Annotated in this window: 18 protein-coding genes; 16 read left to right on the top strand and 2 right to left on the bottom strand. The window is 61.9% G+C overall.

Features of this window, described 5'->3' with window-relative positions; all coding sequences use genetic code 11:
• The first annotated feature begins 130 nt into the window (after positions 1–130).
• The 3 genes from C8D82_RS20675 to C8D82_RS11445 all read left to right on the top strand — a co-directional run bounded on the left by C8D82_RS20675 (position 131) and on the right by C8D82_RS11445 (position 3,260).
• Positions 131–412 carry a hypothetical protein gene (locus C8D82_RS20675; RefSeq protein WP_133245164.1) on the top strand — a complete coding sequence of 94 codons (282 nt, stop codon included), beginning with the start codon at positions 131–133 and terminating at the stop codon, positions 410–412.
• Between the two features lie 153 nt (positions 413–565).
• Positions 566–1,201: an IMP cyclohydrolase gene (locus tag C8D82_RS11450; protein ID WP_116884418.1), complete on the top strand. Its 636-nt coding sequence runs from the start codon at positions 566–568 to the stop codon at positions 1,199–1,201.
• A 19-nt stretch (positions 1,202–1,220) separates the two neighbouring features.
• On the top strand, positions 1,221–3,260 hold the full coding sequence (locus tag C8D82_RS11445; RefSeq protein ID WP_116884417.1) for an ATP-dependent helicase: 2,040 nt from the start codon (positions 1,221–1,223) through the stop codon (positions 3,258–3,260).
• 38 nt (positions 3,261–3,298) lie between these two features.
• On the opposite strand, the gene hcp is transcribed toward C8D82_RS11445, so the two are convergent.
• The gene (hcp, locus tag C8D82_RS11440) at positions 3,299–4,888 is read right to left on the bottom strand and encodes a hydroxylamine reductase (RefSeq protein ID WP_207776123.1); all 1,590 of its coding nucleotides are present in this window, start codon (positions 4,886–4,888) and stop codon (positions 3,299–3,301) included.
• Positions 4,889–5,062: 174 nt separating this feature from the next.
• On the opposite strand from hcp, the gene C8D82_RS11435 reads away from it, so the two are divergent.
• From C8D82_RS11435 to C8D82_RS22145, 13 genes are all read left to right on the top strand, one after another.
• Positions 5,063–6,118, top strand: a complete 1,056-nt coding sequence (locus tag C8D82_RS11435) for an NAD(P)-dependent oxidoreductase (RefSeq protein ID WP_116884415.1) — start codon at positions 5,063–5,065, stop codon at positions 6,116–6,118.
• On the top strand, positions 6,115–7,380 hold the full coding sequence (locus C8D82_RS11430; protein WP_116884414.1) for an amidohydrolase: 1,266 nt from the start codon (positions 6,115–6,117) through the stop codon (positions 7,378–7,380). The genes C8D82_RS11435 and C8D82_RS11430 overlap by 4 nt, the downstream gene beginning before the upstream one ends.
• Before the next feature lie 106 nt (positions 7,381–7,486).
• The gene (locus tag C8D82_RS11425) at positions 7,487–8,080 is read left to right on the top strand and encodes an HD domain-containing protein (RefSeq protein WP_116884413.1); all 594 of its coding nucleotides are present in this window, start codon (positions 7,487–7,489) and stop codon (positions 8,078–8,080) included.
• Positions 8,077–9,102: a serine/threonine protein kinase gene (locus C8D82_RS11420; protein WP_116884412.1), complete on the top strand. Its 1,026-nt coding sequence runs from the start codon at positions 8,077–8,079 to the stop codon at positions 9,100–9,102. Before C8D82_RS11425 ends, C8D82_RS11420 begins: the two co-directional genes overlap by 4 nt.
• Positions 9,103–9,109: 7 nt before the next feature.
• Positions 9,110–9,922 (top strand): orotidine-5'-phosphate decarboxylase, encoded by an 813-nt coding sequence (gene pyrF / locus C8D82_RS11415; protein WP_116884411.1) that lies wholly within the window; start codon positions 9,110–9,112, stop codon positions 9,920–9,922.
• Between the two features lie 31 nt (positions 9,923–9,953).
• Positions 9,954–11,495 (top strand): ribosome biogenesis GTPase Der, encoded by a 1,542-nt coding sequence (gene der, locus C8D82_RS11410; protein ID WP_116884410.1) that lies wholly within the window; start codon positions 9,954–9,956, stop codon positions 11,493–11,495.
• A gap of 7 nt (positions 11,496–11,502) precedes the next feature.
• Positions 11,503–11,988, top strand: a complete 486-nt coding sequence (locus C8D82_RS11405; RefSeq protein ID WP_116884409.1) for a hypothetical protein — start codon at positions 11,503–11,505, stop codon at positions 11,986–11,988.
• A 33-nt stretch (positions 11,989–12,021) separates the two neighbouring features.
• A complete protein-coding gene (locus tag C8D82_RS11400) occupies positions 12,022–15,759 on the top strand; it encodes an AsmA family protein (protein ID WP_116884408.1) in 3,738 nt (1,245 codons plus the stop codon).
• A gap of 5 nt (positions 15,760–15,764) precedes the next feature.
• Positions 15,765–16,583, top strand: coding sequence for a TatD family hydrolase (locus C8D82_RS11395; protein WP_116884407.1), 819 nt, complete (start codon positions 15,765–15,767; stop codon positions 16,581–16,583).
• Between the two features lie 2 nt (positions 16,584–16,585).
• Complete coding sequence (gene nudC / locus C8D82_RS11390) at positions 16,586–17,428, top strand: NAD(+) diphosphatase (protein WP_116884406.1); 843 nt, start codon at positions 16,586–16,588, stop codon at positions 17,426–17,428.
• The gene (locus C8D82_RS11385) at positions 17,425–17,970 is read left to right on the top strand and encodes a hypothetical protein (protein ID WP_116884405.1); all 546 of its coding nucleotides are present in this window, start codon (positions 17,425–17,427) and stop codon (positions 17,968–17,970) included. Before nudC ends, C8D82_RS11385 begins: the two co-directional genes overlap by 4 nt.
• A 2-nt stretch (positions 17,971–17,972) precedes the next feature.
• Entirely contained in the window at positions 17,973–18,638 is a 666-nt protein-coding gene (rsmG, locus tag C8D82_RS11380) for a 16S rRNA (guanine(527)-N(7))-methyltransferase RsmG (protein WP_165833032.1), read from the top strand.
• A gap of 137 nt (positions 18,639–18,775) precedes the next feature.
• Entirely contained in the window at positions 18,776–18,907 is a 132-nt protein-coding gene (locus C8D82_RS22145; RefSeq protein WP_261798345.1) for a hypothetical protein, read from the top strand.
• Positions 18,908–19,382: 475 nt separating this feature from the next.
• On the opposite strand, the gene C8D82_RS11375 is transcribed toward C8D82_RS22145, so the two are convergent.
• Positions 19,383–22,001 (bottom strand): FAD-dependent oxidoreductase, encoded by a 2,619-nt coding sequence (locus C8D82_RS11375; protein WP_116884403.1) that lies wholly within the window; start codon positions 21,999–22,001, stop codon positions 19,383–19,385.
• Between the last annotated feature and the right edge of the window lie 69 nt (positions 22,002–22,070).

The raw sequence follows: 22,070 nt of genomic DNA, 5'->3' as shown, positions 1-22,070 counted from the left end.
ATTCCCTTTATGTTGAGATTTTGAGTTACTCAAAATAAAAGGCAGATGCAACCTTGTCAAACAACACATCCCATCACAAAATTTGGGACATTATCAAATTTTTACTTTTGAGGAAGTAGAAAAAAGTATTATGGAAGAAGTTGCTTTTAATTTTGAATTGGAACCTACTGCAACATTTTTTGCTGTATTTGAGATTAAAGCAGCTAATACTACATCTTATGTAGAAAGAAAGTTCAAAGTAAATGCAATGACTTATAAAGATATTTTTAATAAAATTCTTTTAAATGCAAAAAAGATTGTAGAAGAAATATTTCATTTTCAATCAAGTGTTGATACAGTTTATTTTATGTTTGAATTCAGTAGTTACGATAATTATAATAAACTTGTAAAGCGTTATGAAATTAATAGGTAAATAAATGCCAATGGAACTTTACTTCTTTATTGTTGGAATTTAAATACAAATAATTTCGGAATTTTCCGGGCCGGGCGGTTGCCGGAACCGCTTCGCGGGAGTATTTTATAACGATACCGTTATCGAATATTCCAAACAGGAAGGTCCATTGTTATGTATCTCGGTCGAATCGTCGCCATCGGCATGACCCCGCAGGGCAAGGCCGCCGCCATGTACCGCGTCTCTTCGCGTTCGTTCCCGAACCGCGAAGCGGTGCTCGTCAACAATCAGATTTCGATCCTGCCGCGCGCCGGCTTTGAATCCGATCTGCGCAAGAATCCCTACATCAGCTACAACTGCGTGCGCCTCGCCGGCGAATGGGCCGTCGCGACCAACGGTTCGCAGACCGATCCGATCGTCGAAAAGATCGCGATGGGCTTCCCGCCCCGCGACGCGATCAGCCTCGGGCTGCTCGCGATGGATTACGAAAAGGACAGCCTCGACACTCCGCGCATCGTCGCCGCGGTCAGCAACAAACGCCCGGTCGGCTACCTCGGCATCATCCGCAAGGATGCGCTGCTGGTCCGCGAGTTCACGCTGGTGCCCGGCGAAATCCGCTACCTCTCCACCTACGAGAAGAACCGCCCCTGCGATGATCAGGTCGCGACCGGCTTTGCGGCTCCGTGCGTGAACTGCGCGGCGCAGTATGTGGTTGACGGCGGCATCTTCGCGGAGTTCACCAATCCGGTGACCAGCGCCGCCGCGCTCGCCTCCGAAGACGGCTTCGACCTCGCCGTCAAAGTCCTGTAAGCCGGCCGCTCCCGCACTTATGGAAAAAGACGAAATCCTCAAACAGCTGAATCCCGAGCAGGCTTCGGCAGCGGGGACCGTGAACGGCCCGGTGCTGGTGCTCGCAGGGGCCGGCACCGGCAAGACCCGCGTGATCACGTTCCGCATCGCGTATATGCTCGCCTGCGGCATCCCGCCGCAGATGATCCTCGGCATGACCTTCACCAACAAGGCGGCGCGCGAAATGCGCGAACGTCTTGCCCAGCTGGTTCAGCCGCAGATCGCGCGCAAGGTCACGCTCGGCACTTTTCACTCCTTCTGCATCAAGATTCTGCGCCGCGACATCGCCAAGCTCGGTTATCTGCCCAGCTTCACCATCGCGGACGAATCCGACCAGCAGGGAGTGCTCAAGCAGGCCGCCGGGCAGCTCGGCTGCAACTATGAAGGATTTCCGCTCGGCGAAGTGCAGTCGATGATCGGGCGCTGGAAAAACAAGCTGTTCTTCCCCGAAGACGCCCGCCGGCACGCCGACACCACCTTTGAAGCGACCGCCGCGCAGCTTTACGAGGAGTACCAGACGCTGCTGGAAATGCAGAATTCGCTGGACTTCGACGACATGCTGCTTCTGGTCTACCGGCTTTTTACGGAACACCCCGACGTGCTGGAGCGTTACCGCGAAACCTATCAGTATTTGCTGATCGACGAGTATCAGGACACCAACGCCGCGCAGTTCACGATCGTGAAGCTGCTGACCGGGGACCGCTGCAATCTGTGCGTGGTCGGCGACGACGACCAGAGCATCTATTCGTGGCGGGGGGCGGACATCAGCAACATCCTCGGTTTCCCGGACCACTTTCCGGGGGCCAAGGTGGTCAAGCTCGAACAGAACTACCGCTCCACCACCTCCATCCTGAATGCGGCCAACGTGGTGATCGGCAGCAATGCCAACCGCCATGAAAAGCAGTTGTGGTCCAACCTCGGCGACGGCGAACCCGTGAAGATCGTGACCACCGAAAACGGCGAATCCGAAGCGGAATTCATCGGCAGCATGATCACGCAGATGAAAAACGACAAGCCGGAGCTGAGATATCAGGATTTCGCGATCCTCTACCGCTCCAACCACCTGTCGCGGCAGCTCGAACAGACGCTGCGCCGCCAGCAGATTCCCTACCGGCTCGTCGGCGGCCAGGAGTTTTTCAAGCGCCGCGAAATCAAAGACGCGGTCGCCTATCTGAAATTGCTGGTCAATCCGTGCGACGACCAGAGCTTGCTGCGCATTCTCGGCACGCCGCCGCGCGGGCTGGCCCAGAAAGCGGTCGATTCCCTGAAGACCGGGCGCAGGGCGAAACACAAGCCGATGTTTGAGCTGCTTGCGGAGGAGGAGTTCCAGAAAGAGCTGACCCCGAAGGCCGCCGCCGCCGCCAGGGAGTTCGCCGAGGTTTATGCGAAGTACAAAGAACGGTTCGCCGAACCCGGCGCCCTCGCCTGGAAGATCACCGAGTTCCTGAAGGAGATCGGCTATCTTGACGGCCTCCAGCGGATTTACAAGGACCTCAAGGACGCGATGAAGCGCCGGGAAAACGTCGACGAATTCATCACCGCGATCACCCAGTACGAAGAGCGGCAGGCCGAGCCGCCCACCTTGGAAGCCTATCTCGAAAACCTCGCCCTGCTCGAAGAATCCGACAAAGTGGAGGAAGAGACCGGCACGGTGGATGCGGTGACGTTGATGACCGTCCATGCCTCCAAAGGGCTGGAGTTCCCGGTCGTTTTTGTGGTCGCGATGGAGCGCAACATCTTTCCGCATGAACGGGCGTTGGAGGAAGGTTCCGTCGAGGAGGAGCTGCGGCTTTTCTATGTCGCGATCACCCGCGCGCGCAAGTATCTGTATTTGCTGCGCGCCAAGGAGAGGATGCAGCGCGGCATCACCCGCGCCACACTGCCCTCGCCGTTCCTGCATCTGCTGACCGACGAGGTGGCCGAACGGACCACGCCGGAAGAGCTGCTGCGCCCCGCCAGCGAGGATGAGGTCCGGCAGGCGTTCGCCAATATCTTCAAAATACTCAAAAGCGATCAGTGACCCGCCCCGGACTCTCAGGGCCTACCGGCTGGTAAACTCTAAAGCGGGGAGTTGCTGAGCGCCTCCGCAAGGTCGGCTTCGGGAGTGGTGATCGGGCGCAGGCGGTAGCCCTGCGCGAGCAGTGCTTTCATATCCTCCGAGAAAAACGCGGGCATGCCCGGCCCGAGCCTGATGTTCCGCACTCCGAGCGAGAACAAAGCCAGCAGGATGGAGACCGCCTTCTGTTCGTACCAGGAGAGGATGATCGACAGCGGCAGGGAGTTCACATCGGTGTGCATCAGCTCGGCGAGGCGGCGGATCGCGACGATCGCGGTGTGGGCGTCGCTGCACTGGCCGAGGTCGAGCAGCCGCGGGATGCCGTCGATCGTGCCGAATTCCTGCCGGTTGAAGCGGAACTTGCCGCAGGCCAGCGTCAGGATCAGGCAATCCTGCGGAATGATTTCGGCGAGAGTGGTGTAGTAGTCCCGGACCGTTTTGGCGCCGTCGCAGCCGCCGATCAGGAAGAGGCGGCGGATCTGTCCATCGCGCATCAGTTCGACGATTCGCGGCAATATGGCTTCCAGCGCATGATGGCCGAAACCGACCAGTATTTTCCGGGGCGGGGTGACCGTCAGCGGGAAACCGGGTTCGGAGGAGGCGACGCAGGCCAGCGCGCCGTATTCGCCGGCTTCCAGATGGGACACATCCGGGTAGCGCACCGCTCCGGCGGTGAAGAGCCGCTCGTGGTACTCGTCGCGCGGCGGCATCATACAGTTGGTGGTGACCAGGACCGGCCCGGGAAATGCGGCGAATTCGGTCTGCTGCTCGTGCCAGGAGCCGCCGTAGTTGCCGACCAGGTGCGGAAAAGCCCGCAGCTTCGGATAGGAGTGGGCCGGGAGCAATTCCCCATGCGTATAGACGTTGATTCCGGTTCCCTCGGTCGCGATCAGGACCTCCCGCAGGAGCCGCAGGTCGTGGCCGGTGACCAGGATCGCCTTGCCTGCCGTCGGGGTGACCGCCACTTCGGTCGGCTCCGGCGACCCGAAAACCTCGTTACGGGCCTTATCCAGCAGCGCCAGGATTTTCAACGTGTTGCGGCCGCACTCCAGACTCAGGTTGATCATCTCCGAAGGCTTCAGGTCGGGGTGTACCAGATAGGCGAGCGCGTGGCGGAAATACCGGGAAATTTCCGGATCGCAATAGCCGAGTTCCACCGCATGGTGATAATAGGCGGCGGCTCCTTTGATTGCGAAAAGCAGGAACGACAGCCGGTTGGCCATCTCGCAGCCGGTGTTCTGGCGTTCGCTCTCCACGCCGCAGCGTTCCGCCATTTCCAGCAGGTCCTCGCGCGACGCGGGCAGGGGGCGGCTGCAGGCCGAGCCCATCCGGCGGCAGAGGGCTTCCAGATGATCCGGATCGAAATCCACGTTGGTCATCGTGGCCAGCAGCGCATTCAGGATCATCCGGTCGAACGACTCCGACGAGGAGCTGCGGTCGACCATCTGGCGCGCCAGCCGCTCCGCGAGCCGCAGCAGAAGATCCTGCAGCCTTGACGCCTCGGCGGACTTGCCGCAGGTGCCGTGGCCGGAACCCGAACAGCCGGTTCCTCCCGCCGCCTGTTCACATTGAAAGCAGAACATACCACTCATGAAAAACCTCCTCCGGTTATGATCCTCATTAATGAAGTATAGGTCGTTTTCAACTTTTGTCAAGGGTGTGTTCCGATCCGTTTAGTCGGGATTCCTTGAATTTTCGGATTTTTCTTGATAATTTGCCGTCCGGAGTGTAGATTACCTGTACCAGTATTAATTTCAGGAAACATCATGAAAGATTTACAGACTTATCTCTCCGGCTTTTACGGGGCGGAAGAGTATCCGGCTTTGCGTGTTCAGATCGACTCCTGGAGTGCCGTGCGGCCGCTGGCCGGATTGAGCGTATTGGACGGCACGCCGGTTTTTCGCAATACGATGACCAAATATCTGGCGCTGCTGGCCGGCGGTGCGGAGCTGACGGTGGTGCTGGGCGACGGGATACCGCACGATCCGGAGATTGCGCGGCTTCTGCCGGAATTCGGGATTCCGGTTCTCTCCGGGGAAGAAGCGCGCCGGCGGGAGTTCGATGTGGTGCTCGACTGCGCCGGAGTCAATACCGCGGTGAAATCGAAATACGGTTATGTCGAACTGACCCGCTCCGGGATGTACCGCTACCGGGAGTGCCGGCAGCCGGTCTTTCTGGCGGATGACGGCAGGATCAAGGTGATTGAAACCGGGCTGGGCACCGGCGACGGTTTCCGGCGGGGGATGGCCCATGCCGGATATGGTGACTTCAAAGGGCGCCGGATCGTGCTGTTCGGCTGCGGCAAGGTCGGGCGCGGCATCGCGATGTATGCGCTGCTCGGGGGAGCGGAGCTCACGGTGGTGGATGACGCGTCGCGGGTGAAACCGCCTGAGGGGGCCGTGCTGGTGGATTTCCGCGACCGGGAGGCGGTCGAGGCTGCGCTGGATGGTGTGTGGTGCGTGGTTTCGGCGACCGGCCGGGCCGGGGCGCTGGCCGGGACTTTCGATATGGAAAAGCTGGCGGCCGGAAATGCGCTGATCGCGAATATGGGCGTGGAGGATGAGTTCGGGCCGGAGCTGCCCGCCGAACGGGTGCTGAACCGCAAGGCGCCGCTGAATTTCGTACTGGAAGAGCCGACCCGGCTCAAATACATCGACCCGACCATGGCGCTCGACAATGCCGGGATTCCGGTGCTGCTGGCGGGCGGCCTGCCGGCGGGGCTGGTTCAGCCGTCGCCGGAGTTGGAAGAGAAGATTCTGGACGCAGTTCGCAAACATGGCGCGGTGGCTCCCGAACTGCCGCTGATGGAGGAGTTTTTATGAGTACGCTGCTGCTGAAAAATGTGATTCTGGATGGAAAAACCGCCGATGTGCTGGTCGAGGGCAACCGTTTCAAACGGATCGCTTCGGAGATCGCCGGAGAGGCGGACCGGGTGATCGACGCGGGCGGGCGCAAGGCGCTGATTCCGCCCTTTTACAATACGCACACCCATGCGGCGATGACGCTGCTGCGCGGCTATGCCGACGATATGGAACTGTTCACCTGGCTTAACGACTACATCTGGCCCGCCGAGGCGAAGCTGACCGAAGAGGATGTGTACTGCGGAACCCGGCTGGCGATTCTGGAGATGATCCGCTCCGGCACCGTTTTTTTCAGCGATATGTACTGGCATCAGCGCGGCGCGGTCCGGGCGGCGGAGGAGATGGGCGTGCGCGCCGCGATCGGGTTGCTCTACCTTTCGGGTTCCGACGGAGAGGTGCTCGAACGCAACCGCCGCAGCAACGAGGAGCTGCTGGCCTCGCGCGGCGGCAATTCCGGGCGGATTCAGATTACCTATGCCCCCCATGCGATCTACACGGTTTCCGAACCGGTGCTGCGGCGGATCGCCGAAGAGGCCTGTGCCAACGATCTCGCGATCCACATCCACGCGTCGGAGACGTCGCGCGAAGTGGAGGAGTGCAAGGCCGCCCATGACGGGCTTACGCCGATCGAATACCTGGACCGGCTCGGCATCCTCGGACGGCGCACCGTACTGGCCCACTGCACGCACCTGACGGATCACGACATCGAACTGATCCGCGAACGGCGCGCGGTGATCGCGCATATGCCGTGTTCGAATATGAAGCTTTGTTCGGGCGCGTTCCGTTTCCACGATGCTTTCGACCTGGCGGGGTGCCGGGTCACGATCGGCACCGACGGCGCTTCGTCGAACAACAATCTTTCGATGCTCGACGAGATGAAGTTCGCCGCGTTGCTGGCCAAGCATGAGTCCGGATTGCCGACCGCGGCGCGCGACGCCGACGTGTTCAACCTCGCCACCCGCTGCGGAGCCGAAGCCTACGGCATCGACGCCGGGGTGATCGCGGAGGGGAAGCTGGCCGACGCGGTGCTGGTGAAGCTCGACCATCCCCAGATGACCGGGGATTACAACCTTGTGGCGAATCTGGTCTACTCCGCTGATTCCAGCGTGATCGACACCGTGGTCTGCGACGGCCGGGTGCTGATGGAAAGCGGCCGGATTGAAAACGAAACCGAAATCCTGGAGCAGGCCCGCGCCTGCTGCCGCAAACTCGGCCGTTCCTGAGGCGCGCCGTCCCGCAGCGGGATTTTCGAGATTCGCCGGAGTTTGTTCTTGCGTTTGGAGGGGTTTCGTAGTATATTCTACTAACTGTAGACAGAGGGATGGAACCATGCGGCTTGAGCCGGTGAAAAACTGGGTATTCGACTTCATCGGGCGGAATGTGGATCCGTCCCGCTGGTGCTACCATTCCCGGATTCATACCCGGTGGGTATTGGAAGACGTGACTTTGTTTGCAACCCGCAGTAAAGTGGGGGAGGCGGAGCTGTTGCGGCTGCAGGTCGCCGCCCTGTTCCACGACACCGGTTATTCGCGGGGAGGGGGGAACCACGAGGCGGCTTCCGCGGCGATTGCGGTGACGGTGCTGCCTCGTTTCGGTTTCCCGAAAGAAGAGCTGAACCGGATTGCGGCGCTGATTCTGGCGACGGAGTTCCCGCCCCGGCCGCGAAACTTTTCGGAGGAGTTGCTGTGCGATGCGGATATGGGGCGCAACGGCGCCGACGATTTTCCGGAGGCCGCCGCATTGCTGCGCAAAGAGCTGGCAGCCGGAGGCAGGCTGATGAACGACGCCGAATGGGTGGCGTTCGAGACGGCTTTCCTGTTGAATTTCCGGTATTTCACTCCGGCGGCGCAGGAGCTGCGCGGAGCCGGGGTGATGCGTAATCTTGAGCGGTTGAAACTTGAGTTCGGGGAGAAAGAGCTGTGATCAGCAAACTGGATGCAAACGATCATTACGAGATTGTGAACCTGATTGCCGAAGGCGGCATGGGCGCGGTGTACAAAGCGAAAAAGGTCGGCGCGGCCGGCTTCGAAAAGACGGTGGCGATCAAGATGATGCTCGACAAGCTCGCGGGGGACCGCCGGAACGTCGACGACTTTGTCGGCGAGGCCAAGCTGGTGGCGAACCTGATCCACGAGAACATCGTCCAGATCTATGATCTTGCGCAGTGCCCGGAGGGGTACTACTTCGTGCTGGAGTTCGTGGACGGCATTTCGCTTTATGACTTCATCGATTTTCATTTGAAGATCAGGCGGCAGCTGCCGCTGAATCTGGCGGTGTTCATCGCGGCGCGGGTGGCGCGCGGGCTGGCCTATGCGCACAGCCGCCGGGATGCCGCCGGCCGGCCGCTCGGCATCGTCCACTGCGATGTCTGTCCGCATAACGTGCTGATCAACACCGAGGGGGTGCCCAAGATCACCGATTTCGGAATCGCGCGGATCACCACGCAGGCGTTCGCCGGGCGGGTGTCGGGCAAGCTTGCTTTCATGGCGCCGGAGCAGGCGCGCCGGGAGGAGGTGGATTTCCGCAGCGATATCTATTCGCTTGGAATCGTGCTGTTTTTCATGATTTCCGGGAAAATGGCGCGCGACCTGTCGCCGTCGCTGACTGAGATCCTGCACAATGTGCGGCAGAACAAGCTCGATTGGACGCAGCTTCCCGCCGACCTGCCCGGAGAGCTGGTCGGAATGCTGAAGAAGATGCTCGCGGACGATCCCGCCGACCGCTATTCGGACACCTCGCTTCTGGCGAAGGACCTGGAGTATTTCATCTACAAGGACGGTTACGGCCCGACGATTGTGACGCTGGCCAATTACATGCGCGAGCTGCTGCCCGGCAGATTCGGGAGCGCCGCGCCGGAGGAGACCGCCCCGATTGACGATCTGGACCGTACGATGGTGCTGGACCGCACCATCGTTTTGAATGACCGAGAACTGAATCAAGGATAATGTCATCATGAGTTTCATGGAAAAGTTGAAGTCGGCCTCTCAGCACAACCGCAGTCTGGTCTGCGTGGGGCTGGACCCCGATCTCAAAAAACTGCCGGAGTGCCTGAAGGGCGCCGAACACCCGATTTTCGAATTCAACAAGGCGATCGTCGACGCGACCCGCGACTGGGTCTCGTGCTACAAGCCGCAGGCCGCCTACTACGCCGGGCAGGGGGCGGACGACGAGCTCAAGATGACGATCGACTACATCCACGAGCACGCGCCGATGGTGCCGGTGATTCTCGATGTGAAGCGCGGCGACATCGGCTCCACCGCCGAAATGTATGCGCGCGAAGCGTTCGAGCGTTATCAGGCCGACGCGGTGACGGTGAATCCGTACATGGGCTTCGACACGCTCAAGCCGTTCCTGGACCACGCGGACAAGGGCGTGATCATCCTGTGCCGCACCTCGAATCCGAATTCGGGCGACCTGCAGAACCTGATGTGCGACGGCAGAATGGTCTACGAGCACGTCGCGCTGCTGGCCCGCGACAAGTGGAACTACAACAACAACGTGGCGCTGGTGATCGGCGCGACCTACCCGGAGGAGCTCAAACACGTGCGCGGGCTTTGCCCGGAGATGCCTTTCCTGGTGCCGGGAGTCGGCGCGCAGGGCGGCGACGTGGAGAAGGTGGTCCGGTTCGGCTGCGACGCGAACGGCGGCGGACTGGCGATCAACTCCTCGCGCGGGATCATCTACGCCGACAGGAGCGAAAACTTCGGCGCGGCGGCCGGCGCGGCGGCGCGGCAGCTCCGCGACCTGATCAACTCCTTCCGCTGAGCGGAACCATTTTACAATCGGGAATCATTTTATGTCTGAACAGAACAACAGCGAAACGAAACCGGTGCACATTCCGACCGTCGCTATCGTAGGCCGTCCGAATGTCGGCAAATCCTCGCTTTTCAACGCGATCGTGGGCCGTCGGCTGTCGATCGTGCACGAAATGCCGGGGGTGACCCGCGACCGGGTGGTCGCGCCGCTGGTCCGGGGCAAGTGCCGTTTTCAATTGATCGATACCGGCGGCCTCGGGATGCTTTCCGGTGAAACGCGCAAAGTGGATATGTGGGACAGCCGCATCGCGTCGCAGGTCGATATCGCAATCGGCGGCGCGGATGTGCTGATCCTGGTCGCGAACGTGCAGGACGGGGTGGTGAACCTCGACGAGGAGGTCGCGGCCCGGCTGCGGGAGTCCGGCAAGCCGGTGCTCTTCGCCGCGAACAAATGCGACAACCCGACGCTGGAGCACGAGTCGGTGGAGTTCATGAAGCTCGGCTTCAGGAAGATTTTTCCGGTTTCCTGTTTGCATAAGCGCGGCGTCAACGCGCTGGTGGAGGCCGCGATCAAACTGCTGCCGCAGAATGTGTCGGAGGACGGCGAAAGCGAAGCTCCGGCGGTGAAGCCGCTGAATATCGCGGTCGTGGGCCGCCCGAATGTCGGCAAGTCCTCGCTGGTCAACGCGCTGCTCGGCGAAGAGCGCGTGATGGTCAGCGACGTCGCCGGGACCACCCGCGACGCGATCGACGTGGATTTCACGCTGCGCTATCAGGGGGGCGACCGCGCCGCCGTGCTGGTGGACACCGCCGGGTTGCGCAAGAAGGCCAAGGTCGATACCGTGGTCGAATTTTTCAGCGTGATGCGCGCGCAGGCCGCGATCGACCGGGCGGATTTGGTGCTTTTCGTGGTGGAGGCCAGCCCCGACGGGATGACCGCGCAGGACCGCCGTATTGCGAGCATGATTCAGAAAGCGGGCAAGGCGTGCGTGGTGGTCGCGAATAAATTCGACCTTTACAAGAGCGGGCACAAGGTGCGCGCATTGGAGGAGGAGCTGCGCTATTCGCTGCCCGGCATGAACTTCTCGCCGGTGGTGTTCATCAGCGCGAAGGACCGCTCCAACCTCGACGGGCTGCTGGACAGCATCGCGCAGGTGATGGACCAGCTCGAACTGAGCATCCCGACCGGCGTGCTGAACCGGGTGCTGGCGGATGCGTTTGAAAGCAGCACGCCGCCGGTGGTCGGGGCCGCCCCGCTGAAGCTCTATTACGCTTCGATGGTCGGCATGACGCCGCCGAAGGTGCTGCTCTTTGTGAACAATCCGAAATACTGCGCCGACAACTATCTGGCGTTTTTGAAGAATACCCTGCGGCAGGCGTTCGACCTGACCGGGGTGCCGCTTGAGCTGGAGCTGCGCGCCCGGCCGAAAAAAGTCGAGAGCATCCGGCGCGAACCGTCGCCGGCGGCGCGGCGCAGGATGAAAGCCGGGAAACCGGCTCCGAAACGGGATGCGGAAAAACCGAAGCGGCGGGTGAAGCCGAATTCCAAACGACGCAACAATTCATCCGGAAGGAAGGGGTAAGATTGTTATGGATAAGCAAAAAGAACTTGAAGTCAAGCGGTTTATGGCCGCGAAGATCGCCGAGGGCGTGAATCTCTCCGACGTGCAGAAACTGGTCAATCAGGAGTTCGGTCTCAAGCTGACCTACATGGATGTGCGCATTCTCGCCTCCGAGCTGGACAACATCGACTGGGATGCGAACGACCCGAAGGCGCAGGAGCTGGCGAAGGAGAAGGCCAGGGCCGAAGCCGAAAAGAAACGGCAGGAGGAGGAGGGCATCGAACCGGAGGTGGAAGCGACTCCCGGCGACGGCAGGACCGTGGTCGAGGTGAGCAAGCTGGTCCGGCCGGGAACCGCGCTCTCCGGCACGGTGAAGTTCGCGAGCGGTTCGACCGCCGACTGGTATGTGGATTCCTACGGCCGTCTCGGCATCGAGAATCTGCAGGGGGACAAGCCCACCGAGTCGGATATCATGGCTTTCCAGGACGAGCTTAAAAAGGCGTTGGGACAGTAACCCTGACCTGCGTTCACCGACCGGATTGCCCCCATGAAGAAGCCGTTGAAATTCACGCTGCTGGGGATGATTCCGGCGATTCTGTTGATTGTTTTCGCTGTTTTTTTCATCCGCGGCTCCTATTTTCTGACCCGGGTCGTGCTGCCGCTGGCGAGCAGCCGCACCGGGGTGGAGATTTCGGCGCAGCGCGCCGAATGGTCGTGGCTTGAATCGCGCGTGACGGTGGAAAAATTGCGGATCGGCTCCGAGGCCGATCCGATCTTTTCCGCGGGCAGGGGGACGTTCCGTTACCATTGGCGCGAGTTGTGGGACGGTGTGCTCAAGTTTTCCGATATCCGGGTATGGCGCGGGGATTTCACGCTGTACCGGCAGGAAGACGGCTCCTGGAGCTGTTTCCGCGATTCGGCGGCTCCGCTGAGCCGGGGGGAAACGGCCGCCGAAAGAAAAAGCGCGGGCGGCAAAGATGCGGCCCAAGGGGGGAAAACGCCGGAGTTTGACCTCTCCGGCATCCGGTTGGAGGATTCCCGGTTCACGCTGGTTTACGGCGCAAAGGACGCCGGAGGGGCGTTGGAGGTGGTGAACCTTTCCGGGAAGTCGAAGCAGTTTCGCAACGGCAGCAGCTTCGACGCGGAGCTGTCGGGTGGATTGCGGTTTTCGTCCAGCCGGGCCAATCACATCGACTCGGGGCGGATCGACCTGAAGCTGAATTCCCGGCTGAACGAGGCGCTGCTGCCGCGCTCGCTGGAGCTGAAGTGCGATCTGCGCGACCTGTACGGCTCCGTGAACGATTTCCCGCTGCAGGGCGGGGCGCTGTCGCTGGACCTCGACGCTTCCGGCGACGACGACGAGATCGACGTAACGAAGCTGACGCTGCGGCAGTCGCTGGACGGCAAACCGCGCAGCGTGGTCGACGTCTCCGGCCGGATCGGCTGGAAGCCGCTGTCGATCGACGCGGACTTCAACACCGGGCAGCTCTCCAGCGAGGTGACCGCGATTCTGACCGATCTCTTTTTCGGTTTCAATCCCGGGCAGGCGACGCTGGGGTATCAGGGGAAACTCTCTTATAACGGCCGGCGGCTGGCGGCGGACGGACAGGTGCGGCTGACCCGGAAGGGAGACGCGATTTTCGGGCTGGAGCGGATCGCGCTGCCGGATTTCCGGCTGGAAATCGACCATGATTGTTCGGTCGATCTGGAATCCAGTTCGCTGGATCTGGCGAAATTCCGGCTGGCCCTGATCACCGGAGACAGCGAGAGTCTGCTGCTGAAGCTGCGTGAGCCGGTCAAGTATTCGTGGCTGACCGCGGACCGGCAGCCGGGACGGAGCGCAAACTTCGATCTGGAATTCAGGAAATTCAATCTGGCGCTGCTGCGCTTCCTGTCGCCGCCGAAAGCCCGGTTCCGCCTGGACGGCGGCGAGATGACCGGCAAAATCCAGTTGGCATTCAAGCATAACCTTTCTGCGGTTTCGGTGCTGGGCAGCACCCGGCTTTCCCGGGCCAGATGGCGTCTGGACGCAGAGAAGCGGCGATTGGACGGAGTGACGCTGGGGATTGACGGAGAACTCCGGCGCGATTTCGCGTTTCTGGTCCGCGACCTGTCGCTGAGTCTGCAGGACAGGGGCGTCGAGCTGGGAACATTGACCTTCTCCGGGGACGGGGACGCGCTCGAGCGGAGCGGCAGAGTCAAGCTGCGGCTCGACCGGGGCAGGCCGGAACTGCTGAGCTGGCTGTTTCCGGAATGGGAACGGCTTCTGCCGGAGTGGAACAAACTGGGATTGTCCACGTTTTCCGTGGCCGTCAACGCCGAGGCCGGCGCGGACGGCGTCTGGACGGTGCGCGGCACGGAGGCGGCGCTGCGCCGGGGAACAGCGGAGTTTTCACGGCTGAACGTGGATTCGTTCCGGTATATGTCCGGGGAAAAGGAGCTGCGCGACACCGTGCGGTTCCGGCTGTCGGGCGGCACGGAGGCGATGAATCTGAAGCCGTTCCTGGTGTCTGCCGGTGTCGTGCCGGAACAGGGGAGGCTGGAGTGGAAATTTACCGGCTCTCTGTCACGTACCCTGGCTTCGCTGCTGGTCGACGGTGAATTGACAGCGGAAGCGATGGCGGTCGGGTACGGGCGGAAGAGCTACCGGGATTTTTCGCTGCAGAACAGTTTCTCGGTCTATATGAATGACTTCAACGCGCTGGACGTGAAGATGTTCAACTTCTATATGCGCCGCCTCGGGAAGCCGGCGTTGCGGCTGGAGTGTCCGGGGGTCTGGAATTTTTCCGAAGGAAGCTACCGCGGGGATTGGGCGATCCGCTATCTGAATGAGCAGTTTGTGCAGTTGCTGGACCCGGCGCTCGCGGCGGCGGTGCAGTTGACCGGTTCGATGCAGGTGATCGTCAGGGATCATTTCGAGACGGTGCGGCTGGCCGGAGCGGTGGAGTGTCCGCGCTGGCTGCTGCCGGAGCCGGGAGTGCCGCTTGAAGGGCGTCTGGGATTTGTGCTGAGTAAAAATCCGTCGGAATTGAGTTTGAGCCAGTTTCAGGCGGCGTTGCGGCGCGGCGGGCCGCTGGTTGATCTGTCGGGCGGTTTCCGGGTGGATCTGGTAAAGCCGGACGGCGGGGTGAATCTGCAGCTGCATTCCAGCCTGATCGATCTGGATAAGCTGATTGAGCTTTTCCAACCCATTGCCGCCGCCGCGCAGGCGAGGCACGAGGCGGAGAACAAAAAAAACGAGGCCGCAGCGACGGCGGAGGCAGAGAGTGTAAAGAAAGAAAAAACGGCGGTTCCGGTTGTGGAAAAGGCGCCGCCGCCGGTTCTGGATTTCGGCCCCCGCCCGGTGGATGTGGAGGTGTTGGCAGACGAAATCCGCCTGTCGTCCGGCGTCTCCGGCTCGCTGAACAGCCGGATTTTGTTTGATCGGAACCGGATGAATACGAACTACTTCCGAATCGTGCTCAACCAGGCGCAATATGATGCCGAGCTGGCGGCGGCCAGCGGCGCGGAGGGAGTCCGCTGCATGGCCCGGGTCCGCGGCTCGGAGCCGCTGGCGCTGCGGCCGGTGATCGGCCTGCTGCTGAAAGCCGACCAGACGGGGCTGGAAGGGCGGCTGGATGATCTGGATTTGCGCATGGAGTGGCTGGATGACGGTGCTCCCGACTATTTTTTCCGGACGCTTTCGGGGAATCTGAAGCTGCGGATCAACGATCTGGTGGTTCCGAATACGGTGACCAGCGGGCCGGTCGGGCAGCTGTTTCTGTTTCCGGTCGATCTGGTCTCGCAGCTCAGGCAGATGATGCCGGAGCAGCTGGGGCAGCTGAATACTTCTTTGCTGGCGCGGGAGGGGCTCGGAACCCGCCTGCGGACGGTCCGCTTCTCGAATGGAGACGTCCGGCTGAGGGCGGACGACGGCCGGGTCACCGTGGAGGAGTGCCGTTTTGACGGCGACTGGGTGAACCGGATGACGTTTTCCGGTTCGGTGGAGCTGACCGGGGAGCGGAAACTGGACCTGATTTCGCGGCTGTCGGTCAGTGGAGTGCAGATGGTGCTGCCGATCCACGGGACGGTGTCCGAACCGGCGGTGGAGCTGAACGCGACCGCTTCCAGCTCCGCGAAGGAGCTGCTGCGCAAGATCGGCGAGTTGAAGCTGATCGGGCTGGAGGTGGAGCCGGGAACCGAGGCCGGCGCGGAGCCGGTGATCGTGCTGAAGGATCTGCCCACCGGCGGAACGATCCGGGAGATCCATCAGATATTCAGTGAGTTTTTCAAGAAAAAGAAGTAAGAGAAATGAAGATTTTCGATTCCCATTTTCACTATTACGGCGAAACCACGCCGCAGGAATTTTACCACACCGTCCTTGCGGAGCTGGAGGTGCCGCCCCAGAGCGACGCGGGCCGGGTGGAGCGTATTTTCGTGAACGCGGTCGGCGGCGACTATCTGGAAAGCTGCCGGGCCCGCGAATTCGCGCAGGTGGTCAAAGAAGCTTTCTTTTCAGTCGGTGTGCATCCGCACCAGGCGGACGAATTTCTGGTCGAGCCACAGGAGTTCGGCGAGTTCCGGGGGCATGAAAAACTCGTCGCGATCGGAGAACTGGGGTTGGATTATTATTATGAGCAGTCCGACCGCGAGGTGCAAAAGCAGGTGTTCCGGAGGTTTCTCGACCTTGCGCTGGAGTGGGGATTGCCCGCGATCGTGCATATCCGCGACAAGGAGGAGGCCGATGCGGCCTACTCGGACGCGTATGAATTATTGGCGCCGTTCGCGCAGGCCGGAGGGAAGTTTGTGGTCCACTGCTTCGCCGGGAGCGTCGCGTGGGCGGAGAAGTTTCTGGCGCTCGGCGCTTATCTCGGCGTGACCGGCATCGTCACGTTCCGCCGCGCCGACAACGTGCGCGAGTGCCTGAAGGCGATTCCGGATGACCGGCTGCTGATCGAGACCGATTCCCCCTATCTCGCTCCGGTGCCGCACCGCGGTTCGGACAACCATCCCGGTTACCTGATTCTGGTCGCCGCCCGGATCGCCGCCGAGCGCGGCCGCCCGGTCGGGGAGATCGCCGAACTCACCACGCGCAACGCATTCGCGTTCTTCAACCGGAAAGAGTGCTGAATATGAGCATCGAATTTGTCCCTACCGTCAATATCACACTGGAGGAAGCCCCGGACGAGGGCGAAGTGCTGATCGCGCTCCGCGGCGACACGTTGCTTCTGGCCGGGGGCGAAAGCGGCGCGAAGCGGTTGCCGACCGGCGCAGACTGGCCTCTGCCCGAACCGCTGCGCAAGCGGCTGGTGGTCGGGCAACTCGATTCCCGGCGCTGTTCGCTGGTCAGCGTGCCGCCGGATTTCCAGTTGCCGGAGACACTTGAAGCAATGGAGCTGCGTCCGGCCCGGCTGCTGCTCGAAGCCGCCGACGAAACCGCCGTGTGCCGCGCCAAGGAGCTGGCGTTCTGGCGGCGCAGCCACCGGTTCTGCGGCGGTTGCGGCAAGCCGCTGGAGGATCACGAAACCGAATGCGCCCGGAGGTGTCCGGCGTGCGGGGCGGTGTTCTACCCGGTGATCTCCCCGGCGGTGATCGTCGCGGTCACCGACGGCTGCGGACGGCTGTTGCTGGCGCACAACGCCAAATTCCGCACGCGGATGTTCGCGCTGCTGGCCGGTTTCGTCGAAGCGGGCGAAACCATGGAGGGGGCGGTCCGTCGCGAAATCCGCGAGGAGGTCGGCATCGAGGTGAAGAACATCCGTTACTTCGGCAGCCAGAGCTGGCCGTACCCGAATTCGCTGATGGCCGGATTCACGGCGGAATACGCCGGAGGAGAACTGGCGCCCGACGGAGTGGAGATCACCGCCGCCGGATTCTACACACCCGACGAACTGCCGGAAATTCCGCCGCCCGGTTCGATCGCGCGCCGCCTGATCGATCACTGGAAATCTCAATATAAGGTAAAAGAACGATGAGTGAACTGCTGTTGTGCCGGATCGCCGGCGTCCTTTCCGCGCTGGTGCTGGCGGCTGCGGCCGTCTGGTGTCTCCGGCTGAATCCGGCCAACCTGTCGAAGTACGAGCCGTGGCCGCGCAACCGGTTGGCCGGGTTGCTGATCGGCTGGGCGGTGCTGGCGGTCTGCGTGCCTCACGCGGCGGTGGTGTCGCCGGGGTTCCTGCAGCCGCTGCTGTGGCCGCTGGCGGTGGTTGCGCCGGTGCTCTGTTACTTCTATGTGGACTACCTGACCGCACGGGCGGTCGGCGGGGCGATGATTTTCTGGAGCTACTATCTGGTCCACAAGGGGTTTGAGCTGCACACGCCGATGCTGGCGGTGCCGGCGGTGCTGGGCTGGGGCTTCGGCGTCGCCGGAATCTGGATCTCCGGCAAGCCGTGCGCGCTGCGCGACTGGATCCGCCTCTGTGCGAAGTCCGGCCTCTGGCGCGGCGTCAGTGCCGCGTATCTGCTGGTGCTGGCGGCGGTCACGCTGCTGGCGGTTGTCCTGACGAAAGGAGTATGAATATGGCTTTTAACTTAAAAGAGTTTGCAATCGGCTGCGGCCTGCACGACCCGGAGGGGTTCGTCGCGGGAGTGGACAAATTGTACGAACTGGTGATCGAAACCAACAAGACGATGAACCTGACCCGGATCGTCGAACCGGAGGAGTTCCGGATCAAACACGTCGCCGACTCTCTGGCGATCGCGCGGGAGTTTCCGGAATTCGCGAGCGAATACCTGAAAGTGGCCGATATCGGCTGCGGCGCGGGGTTCCCGTCGCTGGTGCTGGCGATGGCGTTTCCGAACCTGAAGGTCACGCCGATCGATTCGACCGGCAAGAAAGCGGCTTTCGTGGATCATACCGCGCAGGCGCTTGGGTTGCGCAACGTCAACGTGGTGAACGGGCGCAGCTGTGAATTGAACCGCCGGAGCCGGTTCAAGCACCAGTTCGACGTGGTGACGGCGCGGGCGGTGGCTCCGGCGCCGGTGATCTACGGGGATGCAGATAACTTCCCGAAGCGCAAAACGGGGCGCTTCATCCTGTACAAAACGCCGGAACAGGCCGCCGAGGACCTGCCCGCGCTGGAGATCATGTGCGCCAAGCTGCCGATCAAGTGGCATGTCACCGAAACCTTCTCCCTGCCTGAAAACGCCGGAAAGCGCCTTTTCCTCTATTCCGGTGAAGCGTGACTCTGGCAATCGGGGGATTTCGCTCCTTCGGAACGAGCAGGGCGCTTCGCCCCTGCACCCCGACCGGCAAGGTGCCGGTGCCGGGTACTAGATCCGGGAAAACCGTTCCGGTTTCCCCTCCGGGTGGGGAAGCCCTGATGGAGACAGGCATGGTTGTACAGGAGCGGCACACCGCTCCGGTCGGCGACCGCGTCGGCTTTTTTGCCGACGCCGGGCACTCCCTGCGCCTGCTGCCGCCGGAGGTCACGCGCGGAACCTCCAGATGCTGACCATCTGATGTGAAGTTACTCTGATGGAGGCTGAACTCTCCCTGTCTTTATAATGCAGGCAAGGTTCAGTAAGGCCCGTATTCAAAGATATGCTTGCCTGTGATATGACAATTGTACTGTTGCCTGACCTCGCTTTGCGTATATCGGCAGATAAACTCTTATCAGCCTCCATCAGGGTATCTTTCTATATATCTGGTCAGCATCTGGCCGTTCCGCGCGTGACCTCCGGCGGCAGCAGGCGCAGGGAGTGCCTGGAGCCGATAAAAAAATCGGCTCTGCGCCGACCGGAGCGGTGTGCCGCTCCTGTACAACCATGCCTGTCTCTACCGGAGCCTCCCCCTTCCGGAGGGAAAGGCGAAACGCCTTTCCCGGATCTAAGTATCCGGCGCCGGCACCTTGCCGGTCGGGGTGCAGGGGCGAAGCGCCCTGCTCGCTCCAAAGGAGCGAAATCCCAAGTACTCCGGAGGCGAAAGAGTCAGTCGGCTGCGAAAAGGGCGTAGCAGCTTTGCATGCCTTCGCGGTACTGGCGCAGGGTTTCGGCTGCGGTTCTGGAGCCGGGATCGCAGGCTTTCAGCGCCTTGGCCGTGTAAAGCTCTTTGAGCTGGGCGTTGCGGACGGTGGTATCGACGACGGAGCCGCGCACTCCGTCGAGCACGTCGGAGTGGGTGCGGAACGCATGGCCGCGGAATCCCTCCGATTGGAGCAGCCGTTCCAGCTCCGGGATCGCCTCCGGGCAGGGCCGGGCGGAGAAGTAGAGCGAGACGGCGCGGAAGTGGGAAAATTCCGCCGCCGGGGTCAGGGCTTTCAGCTTTTCGAGCACCGGCGCGGCGTCGCCCCCGGTGTGCCGGTAAGCCATGATCGCGACATCCTGCGGGCTTGCGCTGCGGCCGAACTGGCCCATGCCGCGATAAGCCCAGCCGGAATCCCAGGCGGTTTCGCGGATGGTTTGTTCGAGCAGTTCCGTTCCGGCGGGGTTGCCGAGGAAGGCGAGCAGTTCGGCGGTTTCGAGGTCCGGGGAGGCGGCGAATTTCGCGAGCAGTCTGGCTTCCGCCTCCTGCGGTGCGAGAAAGAGGTCGGCCAGCTCCTTGTGGGTGTCCTCATCCTCGAAGCCGCCGCAGGAGTCCACTTCGGTCAGGATGGTTTCCGGCAGGATTTTGACGGAGACCAGTTTGCGCTGCAATTCTCGGATCGCGATTTCGCGGAATCCCTTGCCTTCCAGTGCGGCGGTCGCGGCGGCAAGTCCGGCGGCGTACCCCTGATTCTGCACGTCCGGCTGCATCCGGATCAGCGGCATGCAGTCGCGGTGGGCGCTGACGCCCAGCCCGGTGGCCAGCACCCCCTCCCACGCTTTCGGCAGCAGCGCCCGGAAAGGGACGTTCGCGTAATAGGGCTGGTGTTCGGCCGGTTTCAGCAGGAACATCGGGTGGAGCACGAAACCGTGCGTGTCGAAGTTGCTGCGGGCGATCACCACCGTGTCGCCGTAGCGGCGGTGGGCGAAGAAATCCTGCGGCTGAAGTTCAAGCTCCCCGACGATGCGGCGGCGTTCGCGGGTGTCGAGAATCTGGGCGACGTCGAAGTGGTTCGCGAATTTGTCGTGGGCCATCGTGAAAGAGGCGGTCGCGTCGACCGTATCGCTGTCGCAGCTGAACAGGTAATCGGTGTTGAAGCAGGGCTTGTCGAGTTCATAGGGCGGCAGGCCCGCGCCCTGCACGGCGGGTTCCGCTTCGACCAGCGGACGGGTGGGGCCGCCGGCGGCGGCGACCAGGTCGGCATTGCCGCTGGCGTCCACCGCGGCTTTGGCTGCGGCCAGCGTGACGCCCCACGGCCCGGCGAGGATTGCGCCGCATACTTTCCGGCCCTGCACGGCGGCGCCGACGCAGAGGGTGTTGAAACGCACTTCGCTGCCGGAGCGGAAAAGCTCGCGGGTCAGCCACGCTCCCTTGCGCTCCATCGGGGAGTGGCCTTTGAGCGGTACGTAGCCGTCGGCCGGAGCCATCGCGCCGACGCCGAGATCCATCTCTTCGGTGAAGCCGCAGCAGTTGCCGAACCAGTAGCTGGCGATGCGTCCGGCGGTGCAGATGCCGCCGGGGATGCTCAGTTTTTCGACGCAGAGCGTTTTGGCGCCCGCGCGGGCGGCGGAGATCGCGGCGGGCGCGCCGCCGGTGCCGCCGCCGCAGACCAGCACGTCGTATTCGGCGTCGGGCGGCAGGGAGTTGAGTTCAAAGGGGATGGTTTCGCACTCTTTCCAGCGGAACAGCGTGTCGAAGGAAACCGCGTCGAACGGGTATTTTCGGCCTTTTTCCGCGAAATTCCAGCCCGTGCCGAATCCGTTGGCTTCGGCCGCCGCGGCGACTTCATCCGCATCGGCGGTGTCGGGATAGACCGGGAACTCCGGCGAAGCGGCGGGCAGTGCGCTGCGGAAGCCGAAATCGCATTCGTCGGCGATGCGCAGCGTCTCCGGCGCCCAGGCCAGCGTGCGCATTTCGAGGTCGATCCGGCTCAGTTCCGCGATGGAACCGTCGGCGAGATCGTACTCTTTTTCCAGATGCACGAGCGGCAGGGATTTGCCGCTGCAATCGCACCGGCCGACGGTTTCGGCGCGGTCGAAGTTTTCTGCGGCGGCTCCGCCGATCACGTTCAGCGTCACGGTGTGCCTGCCGCTCCGGGCCGGAGCCGGGGCGAACACGCTGTTGGCGGAGGCGTCGACGACCGCATGGGCGGCGACCGCGAAGAAGCCGCTGCGCCCGGCGAAGAGACAGCCCCGGACGCAGCCGGCCGCGTCGAACAGCGGCGCGACCGGGTTGTTCTGGTAGAGGTACTCCACGCCCGCCGAAATCAGCACGGAGTCGAGCAGCTGCTTGATGCCGGCCGGGTTGCGGTTCCAGACGGTGATGCCGAACCGGTTCAGGCGTTCGAGCTTTTCCGGCGCGAAGTCGAGCCGGGCGCAGAGTTCTTCGCCGAAGTAGGTGTAAGGCGTGACGCAGAAGACGCTGCGGTTCTTCCGGCGCAGCGCCGAAGCCAGATGGCAGGCGGCGGCGGTGCCGCCGATGACGAGCACGTCGGTTTTACGAATGACCGGGACTTGAATCTTCATATTGTTTCCTCAAATGGAGTGGTTTTTCCATAAAATATACCTCCGGAAAGCATGAATGGAAAGCCCGTT

It is taken from the genome of Victivallis vadensis, assembly GCF_003096415.1.
Classification (GTDB): domain Bacteria; phylum Verrucomicrobiota; class Lentisphaeria; order Victivallales; family Victivallaceae; genus Victivallis; species Victivallis vadensis.
Note: the sequence above shows the minus strand (reverse complement) of the source record. Positions and strands in the feature narration are given on the sequence as shown.